Genomic DNA, 15,211 nt, shown 5'->3' with positions numbered 1-15,211 from the left:
CGGCGCGCCCGAGGCGCCTGCCGCGGCCTCATGGAGACAAGAGGAACGAGCGATGAAGCACGACGTCTTTGAACTGCGGCGCGGCCGCACCCCGCTGCTGATCAGCATGCCGCACGTGGGCCGCGAGATCCCGGCCGACCAGCACCACCGCTACGTCGAGCGCGCGCTCGGCAGCGAGGACACCGACTGGCACCTGGAGCCGCTGTACGCGCCGATCGCCGAGCAGCTCGGCGCCGGGCTGCTGGTGCCGCGCTTCTCGCGTTACCTGATCGACCTGAACCGCCCGCCCGAGGACACGCCGATGTACCCCGGCGCCTCCAACACCGAGCTGTGCCCGACGCGGTTCTTCACCGGCGAGCCGCTCTACAAGGAGGGCCTCGCGCCCGATGCCGAGGAGAAGCAGCGCCGCATCGAGACCTACTGGGCGCCGTACCACCAGGCGCTGCAGGGCGAGCTGCAGCGGCTGCGCCAGGAGCACGGCTTCGCGCTGCTGTTCGAGGCGCACAGCATCCGCTCGGAACTGCCCTGGCTCTTCGAGGGCCGCTTGCCCGACCTGAACATCGGCACCGTCGAGGGCAAGTCCTGCAAGCAGGTCACGCGCCAGGCGATGGAGATCGCGCTGCAGGCGCAGGACCGCTTCAGCTGGGTGGTCGACGGGCGCTTCAAGGGCGGCTACATCACGCGTCAGTACGGGCGGCCGGAACTCGGCCAGCAGGCCGTGCAGCTGGAGATGTGCTATCGCTGCTACATGGTCGAGAACGACCTGGGCTACACCGGTTATGAGCTCGACGCGGCCTGCGTCGAGAGCGTCCGGCCCGTGCTGACGACGCTGCTGCAGGCCTACCTGCTGGCCAATCCGACGCGGAACGCCGCATGAGTCCGACGACCTTCCACGCGGCGCTGGCCTGGCTCGACGGGCGCTGGCAGGCGGACGTGCTGATGCGCGTCGGGGCCGATGGCCATTGGGTCGAGCTGGTCGCCGGCACGCCGGCCCCGGTGGACGCCGTGCGCCTGGGCGGGCCGGTGATGCCGACGCTGGTCGACGCGCACAGCCATGCGTTCCAACGCGCCTTCGCGGGACTGGCCGAGCAGCGCGACAGCGACAGCGACGACTTCTGGTCCTGGCGCGACCGCATGTACGGCGTCGCGCTGCGCGTGACGCCGGCGCAGCTGAAGACCATCGCGGCGCAGCTCTACACCGAGCTGCTGGCCGGCGGCTACACGCAGGTCTGCGAGTTCCACTACCTGCATCATCGCGATGACGGAACGCCGTACGAGGACGAACTCGCCATGGCGATGGCGCTGGCCGAGGCGGCCCAGGAGACCGGCATCGGCCTGACGCTGCTGCCGGTGCTGTACGCGCATGCCGGCTTCGCGCACACGGGCTTGCGGGACACGCAGCGGCGCTTCCGCACCGATGCGGCATGGGTGTGGCGCGCCTGCGAGCGCATCAACGCGGCGGGCCTGCCGCTGGTGCGCGCCGGCGTGGCGGTGCACTCGTTGCGGGCGGCCCATGCCGAGGATGTGCGAGCGCTGCAGGCGCTCGTCGGCGACGCGGACATCCCCATCCATGTGCACGTCGCGGAGCAGCAGCAGGAAGTCGACGATTGCCTGTCGGCGACCGGGAAGCGGCCGATCGACCTGCTGGCCGACTACGGGCTGGATCCGCGCTGGCACCTGGTGCACGCGACGCACAGCACGCGGGACGAGATCGCGCGCATCGCCGCGAGCGGTGCCGGCGTGGTGATCTGTCCGGGCACCGAAGGCAACCTCGGCGACGGACTGGCGGACCTGCCCGGCTGGCTGGCGGCGGACGTGCCGCTGACGGTGGGGTCGGACAGCCAGGTCACGCGCGGCTGGGTCGAGGAGCTGCGCTGGCTGGAATACGGCCAGCGCCTCGGCCTGCAACGGCGCAATGTGGCGGCGCGGCCGGGGCGGCAACCGTCGACGGCGGCCCGGCTGTTCGACGCCTGCGTCGCGGGCGGCGCGCGGGCGGCGGGCTTGCCCGCATGGGGCCTGAAGGCCGGCGCGCGCGCGGACTTCCTGGTGCTCGACACGGCCGCGAGCGGCCTGGCCGGACTGCCGGAGGCGGCGCTGCTGGACGGGCTCATCTTCGCCAGCCAGGGGCCGACCTGGCGCGAGGTCTACGTCGCCGGCCAGCGGCGCTCGATCGACGATGCCGGCCGCCGCGAGGACTTCGTCGCGACGATGAACACGCTCTGGCGCTGACCCCCCGTTTCCGCAGGATGTCCGGCAGGCACGCCGGCTGCTAGGCTTTTCCCACTCCTTCTTCAACGGTGGGAATGCCATGTGGTCCATGCGTAACTTCACGATCCGGACGCGCCTCATGGCGCTCGGCCTGTTGTCGGTGTTCGCGATGCTGCTGATCGGCGGCGACGGGCTGTGGGCGATGGCCCGCACGAAACAGGACGTCGAGCACTACGTGAAGCACGATGTCGAGTCGCTGGTGCAGCTCTCCGAGATCCGGGCCGGCGTCGGCAACCTGCGGCGCTACGAGAAGGACATGCTGATCAACATCGGCGACGACGCCGCCGTGAGGCGCTACCAGGAGGATTGGCGCAAGGCCTTCGAGGGCGTCAACAAGAGCCTGGACGCCATCGGCCAGCTCGACATCCTGCCGGAGATCAAGTCGATGCCGTCGGCGATGAAGGCCTCGCTGGGGAGTTATCGCAGCGGACTCGACGGCATCGTCGAGCGCATCCTGAAGCAGGAGTTCGTCGATTCCGCCGAGGCCAACCGGCAGACCGAGCCGATCAAGGGTCCGGTCCGCGAGATGGACAAGCAGCTCGGCGCCATGACGAAGGCGATCATGGAACGCGGCAACCAGGAGGTGCAGCGCATCGACGCCGAAGAGACCCGCATCCGGATGGCGCTGGGCGGCGTGATGCTCGTGGGCGTGCTGGTGATCGGGACCTTCACCTTCTTCAACATCGCGTCCATCCTGACGCCGCTGGCCCAGGCGGTCAGCACGACCGAGCGCATCGCGCGCCAGGACCTCAGCGAACGTCTCGACGTGCTCGGCACCGACGAGACCGCCGCGATGATGCGCGGCGTGCAGGGGATGCAGACCTCGATCCGCGACGTGGTCAGCGGCGTGCGCAGCGCCACCGACAGCATCGCGACGGCCTCGCGCGAGGTCGCGGCCGGGGCGCACGACCTCAGCTACCGCACGGAGCAGGCCGCCTCCAACCTCGAGGAGACCGCGTCGGCGATGGAGCAGCTCACCGCGAGCGTGCAGCACAACGCGGACTCGGCGCGGCAGGCCAATGCACTGGCGGAAGAGGCGGCCGGCGCCGCCGGACGCGGCGTCAACGTGGTGGGCGAGGTGGTCCAGACCATGGGCAGGATCAGCGCGTCGTCCGCGCGCATCGGCGACATCATCGGCACCATCGACGGGATCGCGTTCCAGACCAACATCCTCGCGCTGAACGCGGCCGTCGAGGCGGCCCGCGCGGGCGAGCAGGGGCGCGGCTTCGCCGTCGTCGCCAGCGAGGTGCGCTCGCTCGCCCAGCGCAGCGCCGAAGCGGCCAAGGAGATCAAGCAGCTGATCACCGCCAGCGGGGACAGCGTCTCCAGCGGCGCCGCCCTTGTCGAACGCGCGGGGCAGACGATGAACGAGATCTCCGATTCGATCACCCGTGTGTCGCGCATCGTGGCCGAGATCAGCCACGCCACCACCGAGCAGAGCGGCGGCATCAACCAGATCGGCTCGGCGATCTCGCAGCTGGATCAGATGACGCAGCAGAACGCCGCCCTCGTCGAGGAGTCGGCGGCGGCGGCGCAGAGTCTCCAGCATCAGGCGGATGCGCTGTCTCAGTCGGTGGCGGTGTTCAAGCTGGGTTGAATGCCTGTCCTTCGACTGTCGGGGCGTTGGCCGCCATGTCATGGGGCCTTGGCGGCAAGCGCCAAAACCCCACGACATGCCGTCCCCGATCACTGTCGTACTTCCGCGGTTTTGCGACCGAGGACTGCGGGCGCTCGGGCGGGCCGTCGGGTGTGACATCGGTGCGGGAGAACTCCACGCTTGTCAGGCTTTAGAGTGCGGTGTCCTCGGGCGGTGGCATGGCGGCTGCTAGGCTTTTCCCATCGATCCATCTCGTTGGGAAAACATGCAGTCTCTGCGCAACTACACGATCCGGACACGCCTGCTCGGCCTGGGCCTCCTGTCCGTCCTCGCGCTCCTGGTCATCGGCGGCGCCGGCCTCTGGGCCATGGGCAGCTCGCGGTCCGACTTCCAGCAGTACGTCGCGCAGGACGTCGGCGCACTGACGCAACTCTCCGAAGTCCGCGCCGGCATCGGCAACCTGCGCCGCTTCGAGAAGGACATGCTCATCAACATCGGCGACGACGGCACCGTCAAGCAGGCACAGGCCGATTGGCAGAAGACCTACGCCGGCGTGATCCGCTCGCTCGACACCCTGGCCGCGCTCGAGACCAGCCCGGAGATCCGCGGACTGCCGCCCAAGCTCAAGCAGTCGCTCGAGGCCTACAAGGCCGGCGTCGATGACATCGCCAAACGCATCCTGAACGCCGACTTCGTGGACGCCGCCGAGGCGAACCGCTCCACCGACGTCATCAAGGCGCCCGTGCAAGCGATGGACAGCGGCGTCGGTGAGATGACGCAAGCCATCCTGCGGCACGGCCAGGATGAGGTCGAACGCCTTGGCACGCGGGAATCGAGCGTGCGCGGCGTGCTCGGTATCGTGATGCTGATCGGCGCCGCGCTGATCGGCCTGCTCACCGTGTTGAACATCCGCTCCATCCTGGCGCCGCTGGCCCAGGCCGTGAGCACGACCGAACGCATCGCCCGCAAGGACCTGAGCCAGCCCGTCGAGGCGGAAGGCGCCGACGAGACCGCCGCGATGGCGCGCGGGGTGCAGGGCATGCAGGCCTCGATCCGGGAGGTCGTCAGCGGCGTGCGCAACGCCACCGACAGCATCGCGACGGCGTCGCGCGAAGTCGCCGCCGGCGCGCACGACCTGAGCCAGCGGACCGAGCAGGCCGCGTCGAATCTGCAGGCCACCGCCTCGGCAATGGGGCAGTTGACCTCGAGCGTGCAGCACAACGCGGCGTCCGCCGGCGAGGCGAAGGCGCTGGCCGAGCAGGCCGCCGAGGTCGCCGTCCGCGGCGTGAGCGTGGTGGGCGAGGTCGTGCAGACGATGGGCAGGATCAGCACCTCGTCGGCACGCATCGGCGACATCATCGGCACGATCGACGGCATCGCCTTCCAGACCAATATCCTGGCGCTGAACGCGGCGGTGGAAGCGGCCCGCGCCGGGGAGCAGGGCCGTGGTTTCGCGGTGGTCGCGAGCGAGGTCCGATCGCTCGCGCGGCGCAGCGCCGAAGCCGCCAAGGAGATCAAGCAGCTGATCACCGCCAGCGGCGAGAGCGTCTCCAGCGGCGCCGTGCTCGTCGAGCGCGCCGGCCAGACGATCAACGAGATCTCCGACTCGATCTCGCGGGTGTCGCGCATCGTGGCGGAGATCAGCCACGCCACTGCGGAGCAGAGCGGCGGCATCAACCAGATCGGCTCGGCGATCTCGCAGCTGGATCAGATGACGCAGCAGAACGCGGCGCTCGTCGAGGAGTCCGCGGCCGCCGCGCAGAGCCTGCAGCATCAGGCCGACGCGCTCGCCCAGTCGGTCGCGGTCTTCAAGCTCCACTGATTCAGCAGGCCATGAACTGCACGCGGTTGCGCCCCGCGTGCTTCGCGGCGTAGAGCGCCTGGTCGGCGGTTTCGACCAGGAGGGACGGTTTCGCGGGCGGCTCGCCCGCGGCCAGGCCGATGGAGACGGTGACCTGCAAGCCCGCCACCAGTTCGCCCCAGTCGTGGCTGGCGATTGCGCCGCGCAGCCGCTCGCAGATGTCCTGCGCGCGCTCGGGCGGAACGCCGACGAAGACCAGCATGAATTCTTCGCCGCCGACCCGCGCCAGCAGGTCCGCGCTGCGCAACTGACGCCGCAGCAACTGCGCGACCTTCTGCAGCGCCTGATCGCCGGCGCCATGGCCGAACGCGTCGTTGACCTGTTTGAAGTGGTCGATGTCCAGCAAGCCCAGCGAGATCGGCTTGTCCTCCTGCCGCGCGCGCTCCAGCAGCAAGGGCAGCGCGAACTCCGCATGCCGGCGGTTGTTGAGCCCCGTCAGCGCGTCCTCATGCGCCATGCGACCGAGCTCGGCCGCCTGACGCCGCAGGCGTTGCTGCTCCTGTTCCGCGAGGTCCGCGCGCTCGCGCTCGCGCCGCGCGTCCTGCATCGCGTGCTCGGCGCGCGCCTGCGCCTGCTGGAACTCCTGCCGGATCAGCATCGCCTCGGTCTGCAAGGCCATCGCGTTGCGTGCCGACTGGCGCTCCAGCGCGGTCAGCTGCTCGTGCGCCGCCAGCGCTTTCACCGCGTCGCCGCGGAGCTTGTAGCCGCGATAGATCGCCAGCGTGAGCTGCCGCCGCAAGCGGGCCGGCAGCGATTGCGGCGCCTGCTGGCCGACCAGGTCCTGGAGCGTCTCGAGCGCGGGCAAGGCGTCTCGCGCGCCCGCGGCGTCGTCGCGCTTGAGCTGCAGCAGCGCCCGCTGCGCCCGCGCCTGCAGCACCATGCCGGCATAACCGTGCCGCTGCGCGAGACGCTCGTATTCATCGGCGATCTGGAGCGCTTCCTCGATCGCGCCGGTGCCGAGCTGCAGTTCGACCAGATTGGACAGGGAGACGACGACCAGGAAGGGATTGCCTTCCTCCCGCACCAGCGTGGCGGCCCGCACCGCGTAGGGCTCGGCCTGGGCGAGCGCCTCGGCGGAGGCGGTCCTGTCCTCGTCCCGGATGGCTTCCCCATGCGCCTGCAACCAGAAATGGGCGAGGTTGTTCAGGCACGACAGCAGCAGTTCCCGCTCGCCGGGCGCCTGCTGCTGGACGATCTCCAGCGCCTGCAGCGTGTGCTGGCAGGCCTGCTCGACCTGGTCCGACACCGCGAAGGCCACGGCCAGCCGGTTCAGCGCCCAGGCCTCGCGGGCCGGATCCTCGGCGCGGCGGGCCGCCGCGAGGGCCTGCCAACCGGCCTGCATCGCGTCCCGGCCCATCTGGAACTGCGCGTAGACGTAACAGAGCTCGGTGAGCGCCTCGGCCGTCCAGGCGTCCTGGTCGTCGCCGTCGATCAGCCGGACCAGCGCCGCGGCCTCGCTCGCGCGCCGCAGCGCGCCCTGCAGGTCGCCCTGGCGGGGCAGGTTGTGGGCGATGAGGATCAGCGCCCGCGCCCGGTCGCGCACCGTGTCGGCGGCCACCAGGGACAGCTCCAGCGCATCGGTGGCGTCGCGGTAGGCACCGCGGCGGCTCAGATGCAGGGCTCGGGCCAGTTCGCGTTGGAACAAGGCGGACTCTCCTCCGTCGATGTTGTCGACCTTGATGCCGCAGCATTCGCCGCCGCATAGCGCACGTCAATGGCGACTGGCCCCAGTGGACGATGGATACAGTCGCAGGCATGCCAAAAGTCTCGAAAGCGCCTGCCGCATCCGGCCTCATCGCGGAGCCGCCTGCGGCCCGGCCGGCGACCGCGGTGGACCGGGCGCTGGTGGGCGTCGACTTCACCAGCGCGCCGACGGCCCGCAAGCCGATCCGGCTGGCCTTCGGCCGTCGGCAAGGGAGCGTCCTGAAGCTGGAACGCCAGGTGGCGATCGCGAGCCTGGACGCCTTCGAGGCGTGGCTCGCGGAACCCGCGCCTTGGCTCGGCGGCTTCGACCTGCCGTTCGGCCTGCCGCGCGAGCTCGTCGTCACCCTGGGCTGGCCGACCGAGTGGGCGGCGCTGATCGCGCATTACGCGAGCCTGTCGCGCGCGCAGATCCGGGACACCTTCGCCGCGTTCTGCGATGCCCGCCCGGTCGGCGGCAAGTTCGCGCACCGCGCCTGCGACGGTCCGGCGGGTTCGTCGCCGAGCATGAAGTGGGTCAATCCCCCGGTGGCCTACATGCTGCATGCCGGCGTGCCGCGTCTGCTGCGGGCGGGCGTCCATCTGCCGGGGCTGCATGCCGGCGACGAGACGCGCGTAGCCCTGGAGGCCTATCCGGGCCTGCTGGCGCGCGAGTTGATCGGCACACGCAGCTACAAGAGCGACGATCGCGCCAAGCAGACGCCCGACCGGTTGATCGCCCGCAAGGATCTGCTCGAAGCGCTGGAGCAAGGCCGCAGCCGTCTGGGCCTGCGCCTGAAGCTCAGCCACGCGCAGCGGGACGAACTCGCCGACGACGGCAGCGGCGACAAGCTCGACGCGGTGCTGTGCCTGATGCAGGCGGCCTGGGCCGATGCGCGCCCGGACTACGGTCTGCCCGCCGGGATGGATCCGCTCGAGGGCTGGATCGTCTGTGCCTGACGGCCTGTCCGTTCCCCGCCCATTTGCTTGCCCACTTCTCCGCCCACTTTCCCGACTTCCCACCACGAGGATGACGCCATGACCCGCATCGATGACACGCCGGCCCCGCAGACGCCGCTCCAGGTCGCCGTGATGGGCGCGGGCGCGGTGGGATGCTTCTTCGGCGGCATGCTGGCCCGCGCCGGGCACGATGTGACGCTGATCGGCCGCCCCGGCCATGTGGAAGCGATCCGTGACCGTGGCCTGCGCATGGAGACGCGGATGTTCGATGAGCAGGTCCGTCTGCGCGCCGACACCGAGCCTTCCGCCGCGCGCGGCGCGCAGGTCGTGCTGTTCTGCGTGAAGTCGACCGACACGGTGTCCGCCGCGCAGGCGCTGGCGCCGTACATCGGCGCGGACACGCTGCTGCTGTCGATGCAGAACGGTGTCGACAACGCCGAGCGGCTGCGCGACACGGTGCCGCAACCCGTGTCGGCGGCGGTGGTCTATGTGGCGACGGAGATGGCCGGTCCCGGCCATGTGAAGCACCACGGGCGCGGCGAACTGGTCATCGAGCCGGCCCCCGGCGCCGAGCGCGTCGCGCAGGCGCTGATCGCGGCGGGCGTGCCCACCGAGGTCTCGGACAACGTGCGCGGCGCGCTGTGGTCCAAGCTGCTGATCAACTGCGCCTACAACGCGCTGTCGGCGCTGGCGCAGCAGCCCTACGGCGAGCTGGTGAAGGGCGAGGGCGTGTGGACGGTGATGGACCAGCTCGTCGACGAGGGCCTGGCGGTGGCCGCGGCGGATGGCGTCACGCTGGTGGGGGACGTGCGCCAGGCCGTGCGCAGGATCGCCGAGACGATGCCGGGACAGTTCTCCTCGACCGCGCAGGACATGAGCCGTGGCAAGCGCACCGAGATCGATCATCTCAACGGCTTTCTGGTCCGCCGTGGCGAGGCGCTGGGCGTGCCCACGCCCGCCAACCGCGTGCTGCACACGCTGGTGCGACTCGCCGAACTCAGTCGGGACTGAGAAGGGCAGGCGCGAGCTCGGATACCGACCGCGCGTGCATGAAGCGCACGGCGGTGGCGGGTCGCCCGTCGCCCGTCACTTGCGCATCAGCGTCGACTTGCCGAACAGCGATTCGACAAGGTCCACCGCGACCAGCGCCGTCTTGTTCCGGACATCCAGCGCCGGGTTGAGCTCCATGATGTCCAGCGACCCCAGCCGCCCGGTGTCGGCGATCATCTCCATGCAGAGCTGGGCTTCGCGATAGGTCGGGCCGCCGGGGATCGTGGTGCCGACGCCGGGCGCGACGTCCGGATCGAGGAAGTCGACGTCGAAGCTCACATGCAGATGGGTGTTGGCGTCCATCGTCGCCAGCGCCAGTTCCATCGTGTGGCGCATGCCCATCTCGTCGATGTAGCGCATGTCGAAGACCTCGAGGCCGACCTCGTGCACGAAGCGCTTCTCGCCCTCGTCCACGCTGCGGATGCCGATCTGGCGGATCCATTTCGGATCGATGGCCGGGACCTTGCCGCCGATCTCGATCAGCTCCTGCGGACCGTAGCCGCACAGGCAGGCGACCGGCATGCCGTGGATGTTGCCGCTGGGCGTGAGCTTGCTGGTGTTGAAGTCGGCATGCGCGTCCAGCCACAGCACGCGCAGCTTCTTGCCGGTGTCGCGGCAGTGGTGGGCCACCGCGGCGATCGATCCCAGTCCCAGGCAGTGGTCGCCGCCGAGCAGGACGGACATGCGCCCGCCGTTGAGCTCCGCGTAGACCGCGTCGTGCACGGCCTGGTTCCAGGCCGTCACTTCGTCCAGGTGGCGGTAGCCGTCCGTCGGCGGCTGCCAGGGATTGGACGGCCCCACGAGGTTGCCGCAGTCCTTGACCTCGACGCCGTGCGCCCGCAGCGCTTCGGCCAGTCCGGCGACCCGCAGGGCCTCCGGTCCCATGCTGGCGCCTCGGGCGCCGGCGCCCACGTCGGTCGGGGCGCCGATCAGGCTCACGTGTCGTGCTGCGGTCATGGTCGAACCTCTCTTGCTTGCTGGATGGCCCCGCGGGGCCGGAATCAGGGGCTGTCGCCCGCGACCGCGCCGGTCCCGGGGCTGCCAGTCGTGCCGCTCGTACCGCTCGTGCCGTTCGTGGCTCCGCCGATGTCGTATTCCTTCTTCAGCAGGGCCCAGGCCTCGTCGGCGGTTTCAACGTAGTGGAAGAGCTGCTCGTCGCCGGGGCTGATCATGCCGGTGTCGATCAGCAGCTCGAAGTCGATCAGGCGCGACCAGAAGTCGCGTCCGAACAGCAGGATCGGACGCCGACGGCACTTGCCGGTCTGGATCAGCGTCAGCGTCTCGAAGAGCTCGTCCAGCGTCCCGTAGCCGCCCGGGAACGCCGCCAGCGCCACCGAGCGCATCAGGAAGTGCATCTTGCGCAGCCCGAAGTAGTGGAAGCGGAAGCAGAGTTCCGGCGTGATGTACTGGTTCGGACGCTGCTCGTGCGGCAGCACGATGTTCAGTCCGATGCTGCGGCCGCCGGCCTCGTGCGCACCGCGGTTGCCCGCTTCCATGATGCCAGGCCCGCCGCCGGTGACCACATACAGCGGATGGGCGAAGTCCTTGGTCGTCTCGGTGACCAGCCGCGCGAACTTGCGCGCTTCCTCGTAATAGCCGCTCATCACCAGGCGGCGCTCGGCGCGTTGCACCGCCGCCTCGTCCTTGGCGGCGCGGGCGGCGTCGACGGCAGCCTGCGCCGACTCGCGGTCGGCGATGCGCGCGCTGCCGAAGATCACCACCGTCGACTGGATGTTCAGCTCCTGCTGGATCAGCTCCGGCTTCAGCAGTTCCAGCTGCATGCGCACCGGGCGAAGTTCGGGGCGGACCAGGAAGTCGGTGTCGGTGAACGCCAACTGGTAGGCCGCGGGCGGATTCGCGTCGAAGGTCGTTTCGAAAGAGGCCTGCTGTTGGACCTCCTCCTGCGCGGAGGGGAAGTTGCGGGCGGTGAGTTTGTCGCTTCTGATCATGATTCGATGGCCCGAGAGATTACGGGCGTTGGCACTTAATTTCCGTTCGTTCGCCGGCGCCGTGCGCGACCCCGGGCGGTGGTTTGTTGCGCGGGGGCGCCTGCGTGCTCCTCGACGGGGTCAGTCCGTGCCACAGCACGGGCAGCGCGGGTCGCGAGCGACCTTCAGGTCGGTCCATTCCATGCGGCGCGCGTCCAGCATCAGCAGCCGACCCGGGAGCGTCGAGCCCATCCCCGCCAGCAGCTTCAGGGCCTCGGCCGCCTGCATGCTGCCGATGATCCCGACCAGTGGCGCGAACACGCCCATCACCGCGCAGCGCTGTTCCTCGGGCGGCTGGTCGGCAGGGAACAGGCAGGCATAGCAGGGGAACGCACGATCGCGGCTGTCGTAGACGCTCAGCTGTGCGTCGAAGCCCAGCGCCGCACCGGAGACCAGCGGCTTGCCGTGCTTCACGCAGGCGGCGTTGACCAGGTGGCGCGTGGGGAAGTTGTCGGTGCAGTCGAGGACGACGTCGGCCGACGGCACCAGTTCGTCCAGCAGCGCCGCATCGGCGCGTTCGGTGACGGCCCGGACGCGCGGTTCCGGATTGATCGCCGCGATGCCGGCCGCGGCCGATTCGGCCTTGGGCTGGTCCACCCGCGCGAGGCTGTGGGCGATCTGGCGCTGCAGATTGGTCACGTCGACGCGGTCGTGATCGACCAGCGTGATGCGGCCGACGCCCGCCGTGCCCAGGAACAGCGCCGCGGGCGATCCGAGCCCCCCCGCGCCGATCACCAGCGCGTGCGCCTCCATCAGGCGCTGCTGGCCCTCGACACCGATGTCGTCCAGCAGGATGTGGCGCGAATAGCGCAGCAGTTGGTCGTCATCCATGGATCACTCCGCCCTCATTCCGGCACGGCGTCGTCCGTCGTCTGCGGCTGCCGCAGGCCGACCTGCAGCGGCAGCTTCAGCGATTCCTTGCCGCGTTGAACCGAGATCAGCGTCTGGCTCTCCGGCTTCAGTGCCGCGACGACGTTGACCAGCTCGCGCGGCGAGCGCACGGCCTGGCCGGCCACCGCGGTGACGACGTCGCCCGCCTCCAGGCCGGCCTTGGCCGCCGGACTGGCCTTGAAGACTTCCTTGACCAGCACGCCGTGGTCGACCGACAGCTTGAGCGTGTCGACGACCTCCGGGTTGATGTCGCCGGTGATCACGCCCAGCCAGCCGCGCGAGACCTTGCCGTCCTTCACCAGCGCCTCCAGCACCTGGTACGCCGAGTCCACCGGGATCGCGAACCCGATGCCCAGGCTGCCGCCGCCGGTGCGCGAATAGATCGCCGTGTTGATGCCGACCAGCCGCCCCTGCACGTCGACGAGCGCGCCGCCGGAGTTGCCGGGGTTGATCGCGGCGTCGGTCTGGATGAAGTTCTCGAAGGTGCTCAGGCCGAGCTGGGTGCGGCCCAGCGCGCTGATGATGCCGGAGGTGACGGTCTGGCCGACGTTGAACGGATTGCCGATGGCCAGCACCACGTCGCCGACCTGCAGCTCGCCGGCCTTGCCGGGATGGATCACCGGCAGCGGCGCCGGCAGCGTGATGCGCAGGACGGCCAGGTCGGTTTCCGGATCGGTGCCGACCAGGCGCGCCGGCGTGTCGCGGCCGTCGGCGAGCTGCACGCGGATCTCGGTCGCACCGGCGACGACATGGTTGTTGGTCAGCACGTAGCCTTCGGGCGAGACGATCACGCCGGAGCCCAGGCCCGTCTGCGGGCGCTGCTGCTGCGGCCGCTTGCCGAAGTGGAAACGCAGCCAGGGATCGGCGTCGATCTCGCGCTGGCTGGGCGCGGGCTTGTTGGCCAGCACCGCGACCACCGCCGGCGACGCCGCCTGCGCCGCCGCGGCGAAGCTGAACTGGACCGACGCGCGCGGCGGCGCGCCCGCGGCGGCCGGCAGCGTGGGCACGATCCTGGGGGCCTCGTGCAACCATTCGGGCTTGAGCGTCGACACGACGAAATAGCCGGCCAGCGCCACCGTGGTGGCCTGGGAGAAAATCAGCCAGGTTTGACGCAAGAGAGATCCTGTCATGGCACATCGCACGGAGCTGGAGCGGCTGCTCGCCGCCACGCTGGAGCCCACGCGCTTCAAGGATTATGGGCCGAACGGTCTTCAGGTCGAGGGCCGCGACCAGATCCGGCAACTGGTGTGCGGGGTCACCGCCAGCCTCGCGCTGATCGACGCCGCCATCGAGTCCGGCGCCGATGCGATCCTGGTCCACCACGGCCTGTTCTGGCGCGGCCAGGACGGTCGCGTCACCGGCTGGATGAAGCAGCGCCTGTCGCGGCTGCTGACCCACGAGGTCAACTTGTTCGCCTACCACCTGCCGCTGGATGCGCATCCGGAACTCGGCAACAACGCGCAACTCGCGAAACATCTGGGCTGGGCCGCCGAGGGCCGGTTCGGCGACCAGGATCTGGGCTGCATCGGCGCGCTGCCGACGGCGTTCGAGTCGCTGGATGCGCTGAGCGCCCATGTCGAGCAGCGGCTCGGCCGCGCGACGATCCAGGCCGCCGGAGATGGTCGTCCGCTCAAGCGAGTCGCCTGGTGCACCGGCGGGGCGCAGGGCTACTTCGAGGCCGCGATCGCCGCGGGCGCGGACGTGTTCATCACCGGCGAGATCTCCGAGCCGCAGGCGCATTACGCGGCCGAGACCGGTGTCGCGTTCATCGCCGCCGGACACCATGCGACCGAACGCTACGGCGTGCAGGCGTTGGGCCGTCAGGTGGCCGAACAGCTGGGCCTGCAATACCGCTTCATCGACATCCCGAACCCCGCATGAGCACCGTCATCGAGAGTTCCCGCCCGTTGCTGCTGACGATGGGCGATGCCTGCGGCATCGGCCCCGAGATCGCCGTCGCGGCCTGGTCGAAGGATCGCGGGGCGGACCTGCGTCTGGTCGGCGACGTCGAGGTCTTCCGACGGGCGCTGGGCTTCGTGGGTTTGCGTTTGCCGGTGGCGGTGCTTGAGCGCGCCGACGATCCGGCTCCCCCCGATTGCCTGCCCGTGTGGCAGCCGTCGGGATTGCCGGGCGATCTGCTTGCGCAGCCGCTGGGCCGGGTGAGCGCCGCCGCCGGCGCCGCGGCGGCGCGCTGCATCGTCGCCGCCACGCAGGAGCAACGGGCGGGACGATCCCGCGCGCTGGTGACGGCGCCGATCCACAAGGAAGCCCTGCATGCCGCCGGCATCGATCATCCCGGCCACACCGAGCTGCTCCAGGCGCTGTGCGCGGATCCGGACGGTCGGCTTCCGCCGGTGCGGATGATGCTCGCCAACGAGGAGCTTCGTGTCGTGCTGGTGACCATCCACGTGGCACTGCGGCAGGCGGTCGATCAGATCACCACGGGCCGTGTGCTGCAGACGATCCGCATCGCCGATGCCGCGCTGCGTCGCGCGGGCATCGCCGCGCCGCGCATCGCGGTGGCGGGCTTGAATCCGCATGCCGGGGAAGGCGGCCTGTTCGGCGGCGAGGAGATCGAGCACATCGCCCCGGCGATCGAGCAGGCGCGCACGCTGGGCATCGATGCACGCGGTCCGTTCGCGCCGGACACGGTGTTCATGCGGGCGCGCCATGCACCGCCCAAGCATCCGGGCGAGTTCGACGTGGTGGTCGCGATGACGCACGACCAGGGGTTGATCCCGGTGAAGTACCTCGGCGTGGAAGAGGGCGTCAACGTGACGCTGGGCCTGCCGCTGGTACGGACGAGTCCCGATCACGGCACCGCCTTCGACATCGCCGGGACGGGCCGCGCGGACCCGTCGAGCATGTCCGCGGCGATCCGCATGGCTCGCGCGCTGGCGGGCTGAGCCTCAGTCC

Annotated in this window: 13 protein-coding genes; 8 read left to right on the top strand and 5 right to left on the bottom strand. The window is 70.2% G+C overall.

Going from position 1 to position 15,211, the window contains the following annotated elements; translation table 11 throughout:
- Window positions 1–52 precede the first annotated feature (52 nt).
- The 4 genes from hutG (at window position 53) to AC1VNM_RS16005 (ending at window position 5,687) form a co-directional block, all read left to right on the top strand.
- Window positions 53–877 (top strand): N-formylglutamate deformylase, encoded by an 825-nt coding sequence (gene hutG, locus AC1VNM_RS16020; RefSeq protein WP_483107554.1) that lies wholly within the window; start codon window positions 53–55, stop codon window positions 875–877.
- Complete coding sequence (hutF, locus tag AC1VNM_RS16015) at window positions 874–2,229, top strand: formimidoylglutamate deiminase (RefSeq protein ID WP_483107553.1); 1,356 nt, start codon at window positions 874–876, stop codon at window positions 2,227–2,229. The genes hutG and hutF overlap by 4 nt, the downstream gene beginning before the upstream one ends.
- Window positions 2,230–2,308: 79 nt before the next feature.
- Entirely contained in the window at window positions 2,309–3,865 is a 1,557-nt protein-coding gene (locus AC1VNM_RS16010) for a methyl-accepting chemotaxis protein (RefSeq protein ID WP_377160995.1), read from the top strand.
- Window positions 3,866–4,130: 265 nt separating this feature from the next.
- Window positions 4,131–5,687 carry a methyl-accepting chemotaxis protein gene (locus AC1VNM_RS16005; protein ID WP_483107552.1) on the top strand — a complete coding sequence of 519 codons (1,557 nt, stop codon included), beginning with the start codon at window positions 4,131–4,133 and terminating at the stop codon, window positions 5,685–5,687.
- A 1-nt stretch (window position 5,688) separates the two neighbouring features.
- Here the strand turns inward: AC1VNM_RS16005 and AC1VNM_RS16000 are convergent, their stop codons facing one another.
- Complete coding sequence (locus AC1VNM_RS16000) at window positions 5,689–7,371, bottom strand: GGDEF domain-containing protein (protein WP_377160999.1); 1,683 nt, start codon at window positions 7,369–7,371, stop codon at window positions 5,689–5,691.
- A gap of 110 nt (window positions 7,372–7,481) precedes the next feature.
- Here AC1VNM_RS16000 and AC1VNM_RS15995 point away from each other — a divergent pair, with 110 nt between their 5' ends.
- Entirely contained in the window at window positions 7,482–8,366 is an 885-nt protein-coding gene (locus AC1VNM_RS15995; RefSeq protein ID WP_483107551.1) for a DUF429 domain-containing protein, read from the top strand.
- A 78-nt stretch (window positions 8,367–8,444) separates the two neighbouring features.
- The gene (locus AC1VNM_RS15990; protein WP_483107550.1) at window positions 8,445–9,377 is read left to right on the top strand and encodes a ketopantoate reductase family protein; all 933 of its coding nucleotides are present in this window, start codon (window positions 8,445–8,447) and stop codon (window positions 9,375–9,377) included.
- A 75-nt stretch (window positions 9,378–9,452) separates the two neighbouring features.
- Here the strand turns inward: AC1VNM_RS15990 and rocF are convergent, their stop codons facing one another.
- From rocF to AC1VNM_RS15970, 4 genes are all read right to left on the bottom strand, one after another.
- Complete coding sequence (rocF, locus tag AC1VNM_RS15985; protein ID WP_377161005.1) at window positions 9,453–10,373, bottom strand: arginase; 921 nt, start codon at window positions 10,371–10,373, stop codon at window positions 9,453–9,455.
- Window positions 10,374–10,417: 44 nt separating this feature from the next.
- Window positions 10,418–11,365 carry an LOG family protein gene (locus AC1VNM_RS15980; RefSeq protein WP_377161007.1) on the bottom strand — a complete coding sequence of 316 codons (948 nt, stop codon included), beginning with the start codon at window positions 11,363–11,365 and terminating at the stop codon, window positions 10,418–10,420.
- A 120-nt stretch (window positions 11,366–11,485) separates the two neighbouring features.
- Window positions 11,486–12,235, bottom strand: coding sequence for a HesA/MoeB/ThiF family protein (locus AC1VNM_RS15975; RefSeq protein ID WP_483107549.1), 750 nt, complete (start codon window positions 12,233–12,235; stop codon window positions 11,486–11,488).
- Between the two features lie 14 nt (window positions 12,236–12,249).
- The gene (locus AC1VNM_RS15970; RefSeq protein WP_377161011.1) at window positions 12,250–13,410 is read right to left on the bottom strand and encodes a trypsin-like peptidase domain-containing protein; all 1,161 of its coding nucleotides are present in this window, start codon (window positions 13,408–13,410) and stop codon (window positions 12,250–12,252) included.
- A 13-nt stretch (window positions 13,411–13,423) separates the two neighbouring features.
- Between AC1VNM_RS15970 and AC1VNM_RS15965 the strand changes: the two genes are divergently transcribed.
- Window positions 13,424–14,176 carry a Nif3-like dinuclear metal center hexameric protein gene (locus AC1VNM_RS15965; RefSeq protein ID WP_377161013.1) on the top strand — a complete coding sequence of 251 codons (753 nt, stop codon included), beginning with the start codon at window positions 13,424–13,426 and terminating at the stop codon, window positions 14,174–14,176.
- Window positions 14,173–15,201 carry a 4-hydroxythreonine-4-phosphate dehydrogenase PdxA gene (pdxA, locus tag AC1VNM_RS15960; RefSeq protein ID WP_483107548.1) on the top strand — a complete coding sequence of 343 codons (1,029 nt, stop codon included), beginning with the start codon at window positions 14,173–14,175 and terminating at the stop codon, window positions 15,199–15,201. The genes AC1VNM_RS15965 and pdxA overlap by 4 nt, the downstream gene beginning before the upstream one ends.
- The last annotated feature ends 10 nt before the right edge of the window (window positions 15,202–15,211 follow it).

This window comes from Mitsuaria sp. MSU3D (assembly GCF_056867975.1).
This window is presented reverse-complemented; position numbering and strand designations above follow the sequence as displayed.

Bases quoted from the DNA above. Each gene is read 5' to 3' on its own strand.
- hutG (WP_483107554.1), top strand. From the start codon at position 53: ATGAAGCACGACGTCTTTGAACTGCGGCGCGGCCGCACCCCGCTGCTG.
- hutF (WP_483107553.1), top strand. From the start codon at position 874: ATGAGTCCGACGACCTTCCACGCGGCGCTGGCCTGGCTCGACGGGCGC.
- AC1VNM_RS16010 (WP_377160995.1), top strand. From the start codon at position 2,309: ATGTGGTCCATGCGTAACTTCACGATCCGGACGCGCCTCATGGCGCTC.
- AC1VNM_RS16005 (WP_483107552.1), top strand. From the start codon at position 4,131: ATGCAGTCTCTGCGCAACTACACGATCCGGACACGCCTGCTCGGCCTG.
- AC1VNM_RS15995 (WP_483107551.1), top strand. From the start codon at position 7,482: ATGCCAAAAGTCTCGAAAGCGCCTGCCGCATCCGGCCTCATCGCGGAG.
- AC1VNM_RS15990 (WP_483107550.1), top strand. From the start codon at position 8,445: ATGACCCGCATCGATGACACGCCGGCCCCGCAGACGCCGCTCCAGGTC.
- rocF (WP_377161005.1), bottom strand. From the start codon at position 10,373: ATGACCGCAGCACGACACGTGAGCCTGATCGGCGCCCCGACCGACGTG.
- AC1VNM_RS15980 (WP_377161007.1), bottom strand. From the start codon at position 11,365: ATGATCAGAAGCGACAAACTCACCGCCCGCAACTTCCCCTCCGCGCAG.
- AC1VNM_RS15975 (WP_483107549.1), bottom strand. From the start codon at position 12,235: ATGGATGACGACCAACTGCTGCGCTATTCGCGCCACATCCTGCTGGAC.
- AC1VNM_RS15965 (WP_377161013.1), top strand. From the start codon at position 13,424: ATGGCACATCGCACGGAGCTGGAGCGGCTGCTCGCCGCCACGCTGGAG.
- pdxA (WP_483107548.1), top strand. From the start codon at position 14,173: ATGAGCACCGTCATCGAGAGTTCCCGCCCGTTGCTGCTGACGATGGGC.